This window comes from Filimonas lacunae (assembly GCF_002355595.1).
Taxonomy (GTDB): Bacteria; Bacteroidota; Bacteroidia; order Chitinophagales; family Chitinophagaceae; genus Filimonas; species Filimonas lacunae.
In genome coordinates, this window is record NZ_AP017422.1 from 2,714,971 (window position 1) to 2,731,067 (window position 16,097).

General features: G+C 43.6%; 13 protein-coding genes. 8 read left to right on the forward strand and 5 right to left on the reverse strand.

The features are described from left to right. The first annotated feature begins 103 nt into the window (after positions 1–103). From FLA_RS10720 to FLA_RS10730, 3 genes are all read left to right on the forward strand, one after another. Complete coding sequence (locus FLA_RS10720; protein ID WP_076380461.1) at positions 104–661, forward strand: lipocalin family protein; 558 nt, start codon at positions 104–106, stop codon at positions 659–661. Positions 662–750: 89 nt separating this feature from the next. Further along, complete coding sequence (locus tag FLA_RS10725) at positions 751–1,473, forward strand: DUF4397 domain-containing protein (RefSeq protein ID WP_084206347.1); 723 nt, start codon at positions 751–753, stop codon at positions 1,471–1,473. Positions 1,474–1,542: 69 nt separating this feature from the next. After that, on the forward strand, positions 1,543–1,971 hold the full coding sequence (locus FLA_RS10730) for a hypothetical protein (protein WP_076380608.1): 429 nt from the start codon (positions 1,543–1,545) through the stop codon (positions 1,969–1,971). A gap of 31 nt (positions 1,972–2,002) precedes the next feature. Here the strand turns inward: FLA_RS10730 and FLA_RS10735 are convergent, their stop codons facing one another. Then, positions 2,003–2,710 carry a DUF1003 domain-containing protein gene (locus tag FLA_RS10735; RefSeq protein ID WP_076380609.1) on the reverse strand — a complete coding sequence of 236 codons (708 nt, stop codon included), beginning with the start codon at positions 2,708–2,710 and terminating at the stop codon, positions 2,003–2,005. A 116-nt stretch (positions 2,711–2,826) separates the two neighbouring features. Here FLA_RS10735 and FLA_RS10740 point away from each other — a divergent pair, with 116 nt between their 5' ends. After that, complete coding sequence (locus FLA_RS10740; RefSeq protein ID WP_084206348.1) at positions 2,827–4,143, forward strand: sensor histidine kinase; 1,317 nt, start codon at positions 2,827–2,829, stop codon at positions 4,141–4,143. A 7-nt stretch (positions 4,144–4,150) separates the two neighbouring features. On the opposite strand, the gene FLA_RS10745 is transcribed toward FLA_RS10740, so the two are convergent. Next, on the reverse strand, positions 4,151–4,909 hold the full coding sequence (locus FLA_RS10745; protein WP_076380464.1) for an SDR family oxidoreductase: 759 nt from the start codon (positions 4,907–4,909) through the stop codon (positions 4,151–4,153). 56 nt (positions 4,910–4,965) lie between these two features. Next, positions 4,966–5,553, reverse strand: a complete 588-nt coding sequence (locus FLA_RS10750; RefSeq protein WP_076380465.1) for a TetR/AcrR family transcriptional regulator — start codon at positions 5,551–5,553, stop codon at positions 4,966–4,968. Between the two features lie 152 nt (positions 5,554–5,705). Here FLA_RS10750 and FLA_RS10755 point away from each other — a divergent pair, with 152 nt between their 5' ends. From FLA_RS10755 to FLA_RS10770, 4 genes are all read left to right on the forward strand, one after another. After that, the gene (locus tag FLA_RS10755) at positions 5,706–7,694 is read left to right on the forward strand and encodes a DUF3857 domain-containing protein (protein WP_076380466.1); all 1,989 of its coding nucleotides are present in this window, start codon (positions 5,706–5,708) and stop codon (positions 7,692–7,694) included. 82 nt (positions 7,695–7,776) lie between these two features. Continuing rightward, the gene (locus tag FLA_RS10760; RefSeq protein ID WP_076380467.1) at positions 7,777–11,064 is read left to right on the forward strand and encodes a tetratricopeptide repeat protein; all 3,288 of its coding nucleotides are present in this window, start codon (positions 7,777–7,779) and stop codon (positions 11,062–11,064) included. 69 nt (positions 11,065–11,133) lie between these two features. After that, complete coding sequence (locus tag FLA_RS10765; RefSeq protein WP_159445139.1) at positions 11,134–13,032, forward strand: DUF3857 domain-containing protein; 1,899 nt, start codon at positions 11,134–11,136, stop codon at positions 13,030–13,032. A 19-nt stretch (positions 13,033–13,051) separates the two neighbouring features. After that, positions 13,052–15,019, forward strand: a complete 1,968-nt coding sequence (locus FLA_RS10770) for a DUF3857 domain-containing protein (RefSeq protein WP_076380469.1) — start codon at positions 13,052–13,054, stop codon at positions 15,017–15,019. Here FLA_RS10770 and FLA_RS10775 read toward each other — a convergent pair. Further along, on the reverse strand, positions 15,016–15,324 hold the full coding sequence (locus tag FLA_RS10775; RefSeq protein ID WP_076380470.1) for a hypothetical protein: 309 nt from the start codon (positions 15,322–15,324) through the stop codon (positions 15,016–15,018). The genes FLA_RS10770 and FLA_RS10775 overlap by 4 nt on opposite strands. Continuing rightward, positions 15,321–16,040 carry a pirin family protein gene (locus tag FLA_RS10780; RefSeq protein ID WP_076380471.1) on the reverse strand — a complete coding sequence of 240 codons (720 nt, stop codon included), beginning with the start codon at positions 16,038–16,040 and terminating at the stop codon, positions 15,321–15,323. The genes FLA_RS10775 and FLA_RS10780 overlap by 4 nt, the downstream gene beginning before the upstream one ends. Positions 16,041–16,097: the final 57 nt, after the last annotated feature.

A 16,097-nucleotide genomic window follows, 5' to 3' on the forward strand; every position in this document is an offset into this window, starting at 1 on the left:
TATCAATGCTTGCAAAGTACGTGCGCTGCTATGCAGTGTATTTGCGCACCTGCTAAAATGTGGGCACAGGTTTTGACAAAATCACAGGTAAAATCGTACAACTATGAAAAAAGCCAATAAAGTAGCTATTGCCGCGGCTATAGGCACGGCCAGCGTGATTGTAATACTGGGCATGTCGTGCAACGTGTCTATACCCAAAGGGGCTACTGCGGTAAGTCCGTTTAACAGCACCCGCTACCTGGGCAAATGGTACGAAATAGCCCGGATGGATTTTAAATATGAAAAGCACCTCAACAATGTTACTGCCACCTACAGCCTGCGCGAAGATGGGGCCATTCAGGTGGATAACCGGGGATTTGATACCACTAAAAACCAATGGAAACAAAGTATTGGTAAGGCAAAGTTTGTAAAAGACAAAAACACCGGCAGGTTAAAAGTGTCGTTTTTCGGTCCTTTTTATGCCGGATATAATGTAATAGCGGTAGATGCAGATTACCAATATGCGCTGGTAGTGGGGGATAATTTGAAATATATGTGGATTTTGAGCCGGACTACCCATATTCCTGAAACGGTAAAAGCCGATTACCTGGCTCAGGCCGAAAAGTTAGGCTATTCTATTGAAAACCTCGTTTGGACGCAACATGATAAAGAAGAAGCGTAAATGTGATAGAAATGTTAATGTGAAAGTTTTTTGTCACGTTTGTAAAATAAAAGACATCAATACCTCATTAACTAATTAAAAGGATAGAAATGATGAAAAGGAATGTTTTGTCTTTAGTTCGAAATGTGATGATGACGGGTTGTGTGCTGATAGCAGCAGGTGCGGTAATGTCCTGTTCTAAATCATCTGATTACAATGGCAACCAGGGAAGTGTTTCCGCAGCCATAGCGGTGTTTAATTTGTCGGACCAGAGTGGTGTGAATATTTCGCTAGGTGGCTCGGTGCTTTATAACACCTCATTAGTGTATCCTTCTTATATGGATTACCAGGCTATCAGGCCAGGCACTTACACGGTGCGTTCGTTTGTAGCAAGCAGCAATACTACCCTGGCCGAAAGCAGTTTTAACTTTGATACTGCCAACTATCATACCGTGGTTATTGCAGGTGCTAACAACAACTACAAAAACATTACTGTAAGAGATAATTTTGATAACTTATCAGGCACCAATGGTAAAGCCTATGTTCGTTTTATCAATGCAGTACCAGATAGCACACAACCTACTGTTACTATCAGTGGCGGTACTTCACCCATCAGCTTTGTAAGCGGTTTTGGTATCTCCTCTGATTTTAAAGAAGTAACACCTGGCGATATCACTATCAAAGCGGATAATGGCGCAACTATCAATGCCAGCAGTGTGCTTGCTGCTCAGGCAACAGGCGTATATACCGCGGTGGTTATGGGCTTTCCGGGCAGCACAGATACAGCCAAAGCTGTGAAAGTGAAATTTATTTTGAATGGAAGATTACAGTAGCCGTTGCTATATCCTAAATTACCAGGCCCCTTTATGGGGCTTTTTTTATATTGCGCCATATTCGTGCTAATGGATAAGAAGAAACAAGAAATAGGTGTTATTGAAAAAATACTGGATGCCTGCTACCAGGCCAATCCGGATGGTTTGTTTGTGATGAGCTTAATGCACCAGTATGAAGAGCGGGGCAGCCTCAGCAAAAAACAATTGCAGGGCTTACTGGGCAAGGCGCAGAAAGTGCAGGACATGCCCCCTAACTGGGTGGCTACCCTGGAAGCGGTGATTTTAAAAATGCCTACCCGCTTTAAATCGGAAGTAAAAGTGGTGGCACCCGTGTTTCAGAAAGATGAAAAAGCAGGCCAGCTGATTACAGCCATTCTTGACAAATATCCCCAACATAAAAGGGTGGTGTTCCTGCGTTCTAAATACGACAATAACGAAACGCTCACCACCGCCGAAGTATCGGAGTTAGAAAGATTCAGTAAACTATTGCTGAAATAGAAAAAGCGTTGCCACTAACAAAGCTAAACCGTTACTGGTGTGGCCTTTTCCGTGTCGACTCCGCCATCTCCTCCAGGTAATCCATTTGCATTTGCTGTAGTTCCAGTATTTTCTGGTTCTGGTATAGCATCAGGTGGTCTATCTTTTCATGCAAAAGCCTTATTTCCAGTTCGGCTTTCAGGTTTACTTTATAGTCGTATTCGTTGCGCTGGCGGTCTTTTGCTTCCTGGCGGTTCTGGCTCATCATAATAACCGGTGCCTGTAATGCAGCCAGACACGAGAGTATAAGGTTTAACAGGATATAAGGATAGGGATCAAAACCCTTGTTCAGCAACAACAACGAATTAAGTGTTATCCATGCCAGCAGTATAACTGCAAAAGTGATGATAAACGTCCAGCTGCCGCCAAAGGCAGCTACCTTATCGGCCAGGCGTTGTCCGTAAGTGCTTTGCTCTTCGCTAGAAACGGTTAAACTGTCGGCCACCAGCTCCTGGTTTTCAATGGCCTCCACTACCTGCTGCTCCACCTTGTTCAGCTCGCCCATTTCATTGTCAATAATATGCTCCAGATACTTCTTACGGTATTGGTGCAGCGAGTCGCGGTGTAGCCAGCTGTGCTCCGTAAAACCAGGCACTTCCTGCTGAATAAATTCCACCAGGTTTTTACGTAACAAGGCCGCATTTACCATCTCGTGGGCGGGTAGTAGTTTTCCACTAATGGCACAGAGTTTCTTTTCCATACTGGTGATTAAAGCGCTAAACAATGAGGATGAACCGGGTATAAAGGAACAACAAAATTGCTGAGATTTAAGTTATTACCGATAACTTTGGCTACTCAAACCCTTGTTGGCGGAATATGGTAAGTGTTGTTTCTACGATGAGCGTAAAATTCTGGCAGAAAGTAACTGGTAACCCCGAATCCTTTTCATTAGAAAGCAGGATATATCATGCTTTTTCTTTTATCGCATTTCTACTCTTATTATTTGAAATTCCTTTTACCTTACTGATACATCTTCCGGTAGCCGCTTTAATCGCTTCCATGCTGCTGGTAACACAAGGATACCTGTATTTTTTAAGTAGGATAAAAGGCCGTTTGAAGGTGGCCGTAATTCTCAGTTTTGTGATCATTAATGCATTCACAGCTGTTAACTATGTATACCAGGCCGGTGTTACGGGACCTTGCCTGCTTATTTTTATTATTTCGCTGTTTATGATCATCTGTATCACCGACAAGCGATACTGGCCTTTTTGTCTCACTTTTAACCTGCTGATTGTAATTGTATTAATCGGCTGGGAATATTTTCAACCTTCTTTAATTAAAAGTCCCTACGTTACGCGGCGCGATATGTTTTTAGACAATGCGCTGGCTTATATCGTGCTGATTATTTTACTGTACATAGGCACCACGCAAATTCTTACCAATTACAACAACCAGAAAAGGCAGCTGGAAGAAAAGGCGCTGGCGTTTAAGCAACTGAACGGTGAAAAGGATAAACTGTTGTCGATTATATCGCACGATCTGCGCGGTCCGTTAGCATCCATTCAGCAATATTTCAGTATGATGAGTGAGATGAAAATGGGCGATGAAGAAAAGAAATCGCTGGAAGGGCATTTATTAAAAACCATAACCAACACACAGGAACTGGTAACCAATGTACTTAGCTGGGCTAAAAAGCAAATTGGCGGGCACAAAGTACAGTTAAACCAGATAAACCTGTATAACAGTATTTATAAAACAGCTGAACTATTCCGCTCGGTAGCACACCGTAAAGGCATACGGCTGGATATGGATATTGATAAGCGCATTGTGGTAACAGCGGATATTGATATGCTGCAACTGGTAATGCGCAATCTGCTGAACAATGCTATCAAGTTCAGCAACGCCGATACTGTGATAGAACTAAAGGCCATGGCGCATAATAACCTTTGTATGATATCGGTAAAAGATGATGGCATTGGCATTGATATTAACAAACAAAGGGATATTTTTTCGCTGGACGTAAAAAGCACTTATGGCACTGGTAATGAAAAGGGCAGTGGGTTAGGACTGGTGTTATGCCGGGAGTTTATGCAATTGCAGGGCGGCGATATTTCTTTCACCAGCGTAAGGGGCACAGGCAGTGTATTTTACCTTACACTGCCTTGCGAAATAGTAGCGCCCCATCCGGCTTAGTTTTTTGCTATGCGGTTTCTCTGGCTGCGTTCATTGCCTGAATAGCCTGTTCGGGCGACTGCAGGTACAATTGATAAAGACCCGCAGTGCCTCCTACATGTATTTCAAATGTATCCTTACCAAGCGCTTCCCAGAACTCAGTAGCTACCTGTTGTGGCGGAATGCCGTTTTTATCTCCTCCAATTTCTTTAGAAAAGGCAGTATCTACCAGTGGTGGCATTAACTCAAACACTTTTACATTGCTGGTACGTTCCAGTAACACCCGTAAGGATTGTGTATAGGAATGCAGTGCGGCCTTGCTGGCTGAATAAGTAGGCAGGGCCAGGGCAGAAGGGGCAAAGGCTACAATAGACGATACCGTTACTATAGCGGCTTCGGGCTGTTGTTTCAACAAAGGCAACAGCAGGTTGTTTAACCGGATGATGGAAAAGTAATTGGTTACCATTTCCGCTTCTGCTTTAACATGCGCATCTGCATCTTCTACCAGGTTGTAAACATAAGCCTGCCCGGCGTTATTGATCACTATGTTTAAATCGGGAAATCCGGTTTTCAGTTGTTGCACCAGTTTTTCTACATCGTTGGCATTGGTTACATCACAGGTAATGCCTGTTACATTTTTTAAACCTGCAGCGGCTTGCTGCAGGGTAGCAGCGGTGCGCCCGGTAATAATAACACGGTTGCCATTTTCTGAGAATAATTTAGCCAGTTCCAGGCCAATACCTGCACTACCACCTGTAATTAATACGGTGTTGTTTGTTGTGTTCATAATTGTAGTTTATATTGAAATATACCAATCGGTATATTTTTGGTGAAAAAAAGGGACTACATCTGTAGTTCCGTTTTAATAATTTGTGTGGTTCTGTTCATGGCGTCATTGAAAAAAGAAAGATCGCCGGTTACTTTGCTCAGCATCACGCTACCTTCAAACAAAGCCAGGAAAATATTAGCATAACTGCCAGGATGTACGCCTGGTTTTATTTCTCCTGCATCTATGCCTGCCTGTATCAGTGATTCGTATTGCTGCTTCCATAAATGAATAGCCTCATTCACCTTTTCTTTTAAAGCAGGTTGATTATCATCTGCTTCCACCGCTGTATTCAGCACCGGACAACCCCCATTGGCAGCCAGGGCGGCAAAATTGCTTTTAAAGAACTGGGGAATGGCCAGCAGTTTTTCAATAGCGCTTTTGCTGTTAATATGGGCTAACCCGGTTTTTACCAGGCGTTGGTTATAATCGAACGCGGCCAGGGCTATTTCGTCTTTGTTTTTGAAATTACCATACAAAGCGCCTTTGGTTAAACCAGTGGCTTCTGTAAGGTCGGCCAGCGAAGTACCCGCGTAGCCTTTCTTATTAAAAACCGGGGCGGTTTTTTCAATAATAAAGGTGCGTGTGGCTTCGGCTTTTGACATGACGTACTTGTTTGATGATGTAAAATTATACCGTTCGGTATAATCTGGCAAGTTTTTCAACCTATTTTTTTGTTAAGGCGTTGACCAAACAGGGCTGCTTCGGCAAACAGCCGTTAATATTGCAAAAATTAACGAAACATCTTCCTGCACCCATGTCAGTACAAAAGCTGGTTTTTACCTTAGGATATTTTGCTACCACTGCATTTTCTGTTTCCTCGTTATGGGCACAAAGTGCGGTATGGCCGGCACCGGCAGCGCTGCACCAGGTAAACGCAGCTTATGCGCAGGCGCCTGCAGTTATTATTTTAAACAAGCATACTATAGAGCATAAAACAGAAGAGGGTAACCTGGTGCGGGAAGACAGCTATTACCAGGTATTTAAAATACATTCCGCAGAAGGGCAGGAGCTATTTACACATTACCCTACTTTGCGCCCCCTGCAATCGAAGCTGTATAATATGAAAGCAAGGATTACACTTGCTAACGGTAAAAGCTTTGACATCACTCCCCACACGGTGAAAATGGATGCAGCCCGGGATGAGAAAGGATATGCCAGAGATGGGCAATGGGTGCAGTGCTTTAGAGTAGACAGTGTGCAAAAGGATGCGGAGGTGGAGTTGATGTACCAGGTAAAGAGCAACGTGGAATTGTTTGGTTCGGAAGTGTTGCAGGACGACTGGCTGCCTTGCCAGCAAGCTGTTTTTACCTTTATTACTTCGGATGAACTGCGTTTTAGTGTAAAAGGTTTTCATGGTTGTGTGGTAGAGGATGAAACGATTGCTGCTGATAACCGTAGGTTTATTATAGCCAATGCAGTTAATTTACCTGCACTGCCTGATGAGAAGTTTTCCTTTGCGGCCAAACACCGGGCGCGTATTGATTATAAGTTAAGCTATAATGCCAATTCTCCGGCCCGTTTATATACCTGGAATGCGTTTGCTAAAAAAGCAAGCCAGCTGTATACTACCCGCAATGCATCGGAAGAAAAGGCTTTGGCCCAACTGATTGCCCAAATCAGTATCCCGCTTACGGCGGGCCAGGGGGGGCAGGTGGCTGCCATTGAAGATTATGTAAAAACCAATATTCATATAGCCCCACCAGGCGATTCACTGGCCAACCTGACTGACCTGGTACAGATCATCGATAACAAAAAAGCCGGTAAGGAAGGTGCTATACGACTGATGGCAGGTTTACTGACGCAGATGAAAATCCCTTTTCAGCTGGCGTTTACGGCCAACAGAACAGATATTCCATTGGATGAAGAGCTGGAATACTGGGAGCGTGCAAAAGAGGTATTGCTGTATTTTCCGGCTATTAACAAATACATCAGCGCAGGAGAAGCGGAAACTCGCTATCCGCATATGAATCCATTGCAGGCAGGCACCCGTGCCTTGCTGGTGAAAGACACCGTAATGGGGGCCCGTAAAGCAGTAGGAACCAGTTTTCAATGGGTGCCTATGGATTCGGCACAGTATAACTTTTACAACCTGGAAGAAGAAGTGAATGTAAACCCGCGCATGGACTCGGTGTTTATAAAGGAAAAGCGTTTACTGGGGGGCTATGCAGGGGCAGATTACCTGCCGGCATACCGAAATCAACCCCGCGAAAAGCAGGGAGAAATGAGTAAAGCGCTGCTGGCATTACCAGGCGATAACCAGATGACGCATGTGCAGGTACGTAACTTTGATTATGCCGATGCTTATGCCCGCAAGCCTTTAACGCTTACAGCAGATGTTTACAGCCGCTCGCTGATCACAAACATGATGAATAAGAAGCTGGTGCTGAACATTGGCAAGCTGATTGGGGAGCAATACCCCGCTGTATCCGACACCACCCGCAAACTGCCGGTAGAACTGGATTTTGGACGTACAGTTACCCGTACCATCACCTTACGACTGCCACGTACTTACCTGGTAACGAATGCAGATGAACTGAAAACGAATATCAGTTATACTACGGCAGAGGGGGGCTCACTGAGTTTTAAAAGCAGCTATTCCATCAAAGGATATACTTTGTTTTTAACCGTGCAGGAAACCTATAGCCAGGTGGAATATTCCGCAGCAGACTATTCTCATTTTATTGCGGTACGTAATGCCGCTGCGGCATTCTACGAAAAAATACTGATACTGGAGAAGAAATAGTGGCTGCAAGGCCACTATTTTACTGGTTCTGCCGCTTTATTAGCATACGTTTCCTATTTTTAGAGCTACAACTCTAGACCGTATGCGAAATTTAGTTTCGTTCAGTATTTTACTGTTGCTGCTATGCAATAAACTGAACGCTCAGACAGAACCCTTAGTGAATAGTGGTGAATTATTAGAACAGGGCGCTAAGCTGCATGATGATGGCAAGTACAAAGAAGCCATTGCCCTTTACCGGAAAATCAGCCGTAACGATACTAACTATTCCCGCTCACTGCACGAATTATCGTTAAGTAGCTGTGCCGATAGTAATTTTCAGGCAGCGATAGCCTATGCCGAAGAAGGCCTGAAATTATACCCGGATTTAATTAATGACTGGTACCCGTTACTGGCCAATGCCAATGATTATTTAGGCAAGTGGGAGGAAGCGGTAAGCTATTATGACAAATTACTGGCGGTAAACCCTTACGACTATCAAACCTGGTTTAACAAAGGCATTGCCTATTACCGTGTTAAGAATTATGTGGATGCGCAAAAAAGCTTCCAGCAATCGGTGATCATTTATCCTTTTTATGCTTCCCCTCATTATTTCATGAGTGTAATTGCCTATAGCGAAGGTAAACTGCCACAGGCGATGCTTAGTGCTGCCACTTATTTATTAATGAAGCCGGATGGCCGTTACCGGAAAAACTGTATAAACCTGCTGAACAGCGTTGCTGTGATGGATGATGAAGTTTCGGCGAATGTGAAAAAGGCCAAAGGCAATAATGTGTTTGAAGAACAACAGGAAATTATTGTAAGCAAAATAGCCATGGACAGGGGCTATAAATTACAAACCGACCTGGAAGACGCTATTACCAGGCAGTTTCAGGTATTGCTGGAGAAGCTGAGCTACGAACAGGCACAGCAGGACTTTTTTATGCAGTTTTATGTGCCTTATTATAAGCAGGTGTATGACAGCAAACAGTTTAACCTGTTAGTTAACTATATTTTCAGTGGCCTGGGCATTAAAAAAGTAGATGATTTTGTAAAGCGTAATAAAAAAGACCTGGTAGCGTTTGCGGATGAATGTGGTGTGCATTTTAACAAGCTGAAAGAAACCCAGGTGTTAAACTACCAGCAACGTAAGGATGCTCCTTCGCATTTTTATTACCGGGAAGGCAAAGTATTGGGCAAAGGCGGTACCTGGACAGTAACAAAGGATAACTGGATCCTGGAAGGCGATTGGGTTTTTTACCATGCCAATGGTACTGTAAAGTCAAAAGGTGCTTTTGTGCATGACAAGTACAATGGCGAATGGCAGTTTTTTTATTCCAATGGTGTGAAAAAAGAAAAAGGAGTTTATGAAAATGGTGTGGAAGAAGGTCCGTGCACCTTCTGGTTTGACAATGGCAGCCTGCAGGCGGTAAATAATTATAAAGCCGGTAAGCTGGAAGGAGAAAGAAAAGTGTATTACTATAGTGGTGAACTAAAAAGAACCGAACAATATAAAGGCAATGAGAAGAATGGCTTGGTGGTAGCCTATTATACCAATGGCCTGGTACAATATAAAGTGAACTTTGTAAACGGCCTGAAAGAAGGCGTGTTTACGGAGTATTACGATAACGGACAGCTGGAAGCTACTACAACCTATGCTGCGGATAAAGCCGAAGGGCCTTACAAAAAATACAACAGGCTGGGTTTGCTGGTGCAGGAAGGCTCTTATACCAACGACAAGCAAACAGGTGCCTGGAAAACATGGTACAACGAGGGACAGCTGAAAGAAACTTACAGTTATGTAGATGGCAAGATGGACGGCGAATACAAAGAGTTGTATCAGAATGGAGTACTAAAGCAAAGGCAGGTGTACAGCAAAGGCAGAACAGATGGTAAAGAAGAAAACTTTGCCAAAGCCGGTTGGTTGTATAGCGAAGCTCTGTACGACAAAGAAAGCTTTAAACAGGTGAAGTTTTATGATGCTACCGGCAAGGTCATCAGTGAATCTAATGCCAAAGGAAGCTCCAGTTTGTTTACCTTTTACGATGAGTATGGTAATAAAGTGATTGATAGCTATCTGAGCCGCAGGGGCGACAAGGATGGCAAGTTTACTTCTTACTTTTCGAATGGCCAGGTAAAAGCTACTTCCTCTTTCAGCAACAGCAATATGCAGGGCGAAAAGGTGGTGTATTACGCTAATGGATCCGTTTCTGAAAAGTACAACTACAAGGACGGTAAGCTGGATGGTTTCTATATCTCTAACTATAAGCATGGCCGTGTAAACTACCAGGGTTGGTATGTAGATGATAACAAAGAGGGTGTGTTTGTGACTTTTGACGAGCGGGGCCGTAAAAAAGAAGTGACCAACTATAAGAACGGCGAAAAAGACCGTTATAGCGAGTTTTATCACCCTGATGGTAAAATACATTATGAGCAGTTATTTGATGAAGGCTGGCTGAAACATGTTACACAATGGGATACTACCGGTAAAGTGGTGGCAGATGTGGAACTGAGTAATGAAGGCAACGGCGATGTGGTGTTTAAACACAATAATGGTAAAGATTATATCAAATGCACTTACCGCGGTTATAACCTGGATGGTAAACACGAAACTTATTTCTTCGATGGTTCTGTAAACGTTACCAGCTTTTACAAAAAAGGGAATAGTGACAGCACTTACCGCAGTTATTATTATGGCGGTCAGCTACATTCTGAATGTACTTACCGTAATGGCAGGGTAGAAGGTAACTGGACAGTGTATTACGAGAATGGCAAGCCTATGAGTGTGAGTATTTACAGGGACGGCTATCTCAATGGCTTGTATAAAGAGTATAATGATGATGGAACCCTGGATAGGGATATCTGGTATAAAAACGGTTACCTGGATAGCTTTTACACTATTTATGCAGATAATGGCAAACGCGCCGTGGTGCTGATTTATGAAATGGACGAGCTGGTGGGCTATACTTACGAAGGTAAAGATGGCAAGTTGGTGAAGCCCGTGTTGTTGCCAAACGGAACAGGTAAAGTGGTAGCATATTTTGCTAACGGAACCAAAAGCGCTGAACTGGATTTTGAGGAAGGGGTTGTTAACGGCAACAGGAATATCTATTTTACCAATGGTGCTACTTATATCAGCCAGGTGCGTTCTTTAGGCGTGGACGAAGGGCCTAAAAAAGTATTCTACTTGAATGGTACTCCCGAAAAAGAACAAAACTATTTGCACGATAAGCTTTCCGGTGTTAGTAAGGACTATTACCGTAACGGCAAGCTGAAATCGGAAGTGAACTGGTACAACGGCGAAGAGCACGGCGTGGCCACATATTACGATGAAAGCGGTAAATTAAAACAAACCAGGGTGTATTACTATGGCATTTTGCAAAGTGTACGTTAACATATAATTATTGCGCAAATGGATAGGAGTGGCAGGGCACGAAAATGGGTAGTGGTTTTATTCATCCTCATGGTTACCCTACAAAAAGCGGGTGCACAAACAGTGGAAGAGCTGGCAGTAGCTTACCCGCATGCGTATGCTGTGATGCTGAACTATACCAAAGACATTACCCTGTTTATGGAAAACGGGGAGCCTAAGGCAGAAAGCAAGGTGGCGGTAGACATACTGATACTGGACGATAAGGCCAATGGCATGTATAACCGGTATACGATTTATCATGGTTCTTTTACCCCGCTGGGCAAGGTAGACGCTTATACAGATGTACCTGTCAAAAGGGGATACGACAGGATAAAAGTACCGGAAATTAAAACGGATAATTCACGCAGCAGAAGTGTATTTTATGATGATGTAAAGGTGTCGTCGTTCGACTTTCCTTCTTTGAAAAAAGGAGCGATAGCGCATGTGCAGTATACACAGTACGATAACGATGTGCATTTGTTATCGCCTTTATATTTTGTAAGCTACATGCCCGTGATTAACCAGAAGGTAACTGTTACTTATCCTAAGCAAATGGTGCTGAACTATAAGCTGCGGAACGACAGTTTGCAACAGGTGCAGGTGGTAACAGGTAAAAAAGGCAGCAGCCTTACTTACACTTTTACGGCTAATAACCTGAAAGAAATGGACAGGCCCCCGGATGCGCCTTCGCCTTCGTATGATGAGCCGCATGTGTTACTGTATGTTTCTTCGTACCTGGACAAAGACGATAAAAGGGTAGGCTTTTTAGATAACCTGGACGAGCTGTATCAATGGAACTATGCTTTTTTACGCAAGGTGCCTGCGGTGAACCACGAAAAAATGCAACTGGTGGCAGACAGCTTAACGCATGGCCTGCATTCTGATACGGATAAGGCAAGGGCTATTTACAGTTTTGTGCAACACAACATTAAATATGTAGCTTTTGAAAACGGTTTAGAGGGCTTTATTCCCCGTCCGGCAGACCTGGTGTACGATCGTAAGTTTGGTGATTGTAAAGATATGGCCAGCTTGTTAACGGATTTACTTACCCGGGCAGGTGTAAAAGCCTGGGTAACCTGGATAGGCACACGTGATATTCCTTACGACTACACAGATGTAGCCTTGCCGCTTACCGATAACCATATGATATGTACGGCGCTGGTAAATGGTGAATATGTGTTTTTGGATGGTACTGATCCGGGATGTATTTATGGGTTTCCTACTGCCTTTATACAAGGCAAGCAGGCACTGGTGGCTATAGGAGAGAAGGAACACAAAGTGTTACGTATACCTGAAATGGATGCCACTAAAAACAGGATGGTAGATACCACGTTAATCTCTGTTACCGATAAAGGAATAAAGGGTAGCACGCGTTTGCGTTGTTATGGCTATATGGGCACAGCGGCGTATAATAACTTTTCGGCCAATAAAAACCCTGAGGATAACAAGGAAGATGTTAAGCGTTATACCAGCAAGGGAAATAACCGGTTTATACTGGACACTTTTCAAATCAACTATATAAGTGATGCAGAAAAGATCATGTGCATTCAAACCCAGTTTAGTTTACCAGGTTATTACAACAAGCTGGGTGATGAAATTTATATTAACCTGAACCTGGATAAGCTGTTAACCAGCGATCATATTATTGACACAGCACATCATAAAACAGCGAGTTTACGCAGATTTAAATATATTCTTAATCAATATACCAAAATGGAGTTGCCCGAAGGGTATAGCATTGAATCGATTCCAGACAATTTTAAATACAATAGCGAAGAGCTGTCGTTTGAAATAACCTATACCAAAGAATCCAAGGCTATCGTGGTGCGCCAGCAGCTGCAAAGCAATTCTTTAATGCTGCCAAAGAGCCGGTTTGTGGATTGGAACAATGCCGTGCGTAAAATAATCAGTCAATATAAAGAGCAGGTGATACTGCAGAAAAAATCTTAGCTGTAAATAAAAAATGACTATGAGGAAAATAATAACCCTGTTGCTGGCAGGCAGCTGTAGTGTAATGGCTGCACAGGCGCAACGGGATTCTTTATCGGTGTGGCTGGAAAAACCTGTACTGCACCAGGTGCATGAAGCTTTTACAAAAGCCAGCGCCGTAAACATCCTGGACTCGCGTGAGGTAAGCTATAAACAAGAAGGAGATAATACCTTTCGTTATTGTAGCTATCACCAGATTATTAAGGTAAAGGATGATGAAGGTATTGAGCAATATAACAAGGTGTATATATATCAGCCTTACAATGCCGAAATACAGGATATTAAAGCCAGAAGCATATTGCCTGATGGTAAGGTAATTAACCTGGACCCTTCTACCGTAAAAGAAACCCAGAAGAACGGCAAGGTGTGCAAGCTGTTTGCCATGGATGGCCTGGAAAAGAATGCAGAGATAGAGTTTGCTTACGTGATAAAAAGAAGCGTGATCATTTTTAACTCCGATACCTACCAGGATACCTATTTGCCTTGTCAGCATGCATTTTTTAGCCTTACCACCCCCAAACACTTACAATTTAGCGTAAAAGGCTATAACGGCTTTACGGTGAACGAAGATACCCTGATAGGGGATAACAGGATTGTTACCGGCTATGCCGATAATGTAAAAGAACTGAGCGATGAAAAGTATGCTTTTCAGCCACAATACCTGTCGAGAGTGGATTACAAGCTCAGCTATAATTATAATGGCAACGGTAATGTGCGTTTATATACCTGGAAGGAGTTTGCTAAAAAAGCCTATCCTATTTATACCGAGTTAACCAGCAAAGAAGAAAAAGTGCTGAACCAGTTTGCGGGTAAAATAAACATACCTGCCACTGCTTCTACCGACGAGAAGATTCTGGCCGTGGAAGATTATGTAAAATCTAATATTAATATAGATAAAGACCTGATTTCGGAAGATGCGGATGACATTAATAAGATTGTATTAACCCGTGCCTCCAACGAAAGAGGCGCAAACCGGTTAATGGCGGGCATTTTTATAAAACTGGGAATCCACTTTCAGCTGGTGTTTGTTTCGTCGCGTAATAGCTACCCTATGGATGAAGAGCTGGAAAACTGGGACCGTGCCGATGACCTGTTGTTGTACTTTCCGCAAACAGGCAAATATCTGTCCCCATCAGATGTTACCTTTCGCTATCCTTATGTTGAAGCGGCTGTTACCGGGGCCAAGGGCCTGTTTTTAAAAGAAACACAGATTGGTTCTTTAAAAACAGCTATAGGGCTGTTTAAAGAAATTGAGCCGGAACCGGTGTCTGCCAGTTACCAGAACCTGGAAGCAGACCTGCGCATCAATGAAACCATGGATACGGTGCTGGTGCAATCAAAACAGAGCATGGGTGGTTATATTGCAGCTACTTATCGTCCGCTGTTTCATTTTCTGCCTAAAGACAAGCAGCTGGAAACCAGCAAGGAAATGCTGAAAATACAGGGCAATAATAACGAGGTTACCAATATTAAAACAGAAAACACGGCATTAACTGATGGTTTCTACCAGAAACCACTGATAGTATCCGGCGATATAAAAAGTGCCGAGCTGCTGGAGAATGCAGGGAAGAAAGCGCTGTTGAAAATAGGGGAGGTGATTGGGCAGCAATCAGAAATGTATCAGGAAAAGCCGCGGCAGCTGCCTATGGAGCTGGATTATACGCATTGGCTGATACGCAAAATTGTAGTGCATATACCTGATAACTATATCGTGAAGAACCCTAACGATCTGAAGTTTGCCATTTCTTTCAGCAATGGCACAGATACTACCATGGGCTTTGTATCGGACTATGTGCTGGAAGGCAATACCCTTACGATAAATATCCGGGAAATGTACAACCAGCTGCGCTATCCTTTATCGGAGTTTGATAATTTCCGGAAAGTGATTAACGCAGCTGCTGACTTTAATAAAGTAATGCTGGTGCTGGAAAAGAAAACCAACAGTTAGCTGCCCGCAGCCAATGCCTGGTGAATTTCGGCATACAACAAACCACTGCCTCCGCCGTAATGCCGGAGGCAGATTATTTTAGGATGGTGCTGTGTAAAGAAGCGGGTGAGTTGTTGCTCATCGGCTTCTTCAATACCGCCGCCAAACAACACTACATCAAAGTGCCTGGTAGTGCATAATGCCTTTGCTTCTGCCACGCCTATGGCCCCGGTTCCGTTCCAGTTGGGTTGGCTGTTAATCAGTCGTACTACGGTTTGCACAATATCGGGGTGGATACCTGCTATTAAAATTTCTTTCTGGCTCATGCTACTGTCATTGGAACTTCTATTAATAAAATATCTGCTTTGCTGTTGGTGGTAATGCTGATAGCATCCGTGTCCCAAACGCCCAGGGCATCGCGGCTGTTCAGCTGCTGGCCGTTAATGGTAATGCTGCCATCTATTACGAACACGTATACACCATTCCCTGCTTTTTTTAATTGGTAAGGTACGGTAGTGTTGGCATCAAACACTCCTTTATGAAACCAGGCATCCTGGTAAATCCATACACCGGCATCGTCGGGGTTGGGAGACAACAGTTGCTGCCATTGGTTGGGTACCGCCTGTTGCTGGTAGCTGATTTGATCGTAGCGGGGAGTAACATTGCGTTTGTTGGGAAACAGCCATATCTGTAAAAACTGCGCAGGCTGTTGCGGCAGGTTGTTATACTCGGTGTGGTAAATACCGGTGCCGGCGCTCATTACCTGTATTTCGCCGGGTTTTATAACGGCCGCATTGCCCATGCTGTCCTGGTGTTTTAACTCACCTTCCAGGGGAATGGAAATAATTTCCATGTTATCGTGCGGGTGTTTGCCAAAACCCTGGCCACCTTCTACAATGTCATCGTTCAATACCCGTAATGCGCCAAACTGAATACGTTCGGGATTATAGTAACCGGAAAAACTAAACGATTGAAAGCTTTTCAACCAGCCATGATCGGCTACGCCACGGGATGCTGCTGTATGTAAAACGGATTGTGCCATAGTGTTTATTATTATGATGACATAAAATTACACCCAGCACAACCGGCAACACTTAAT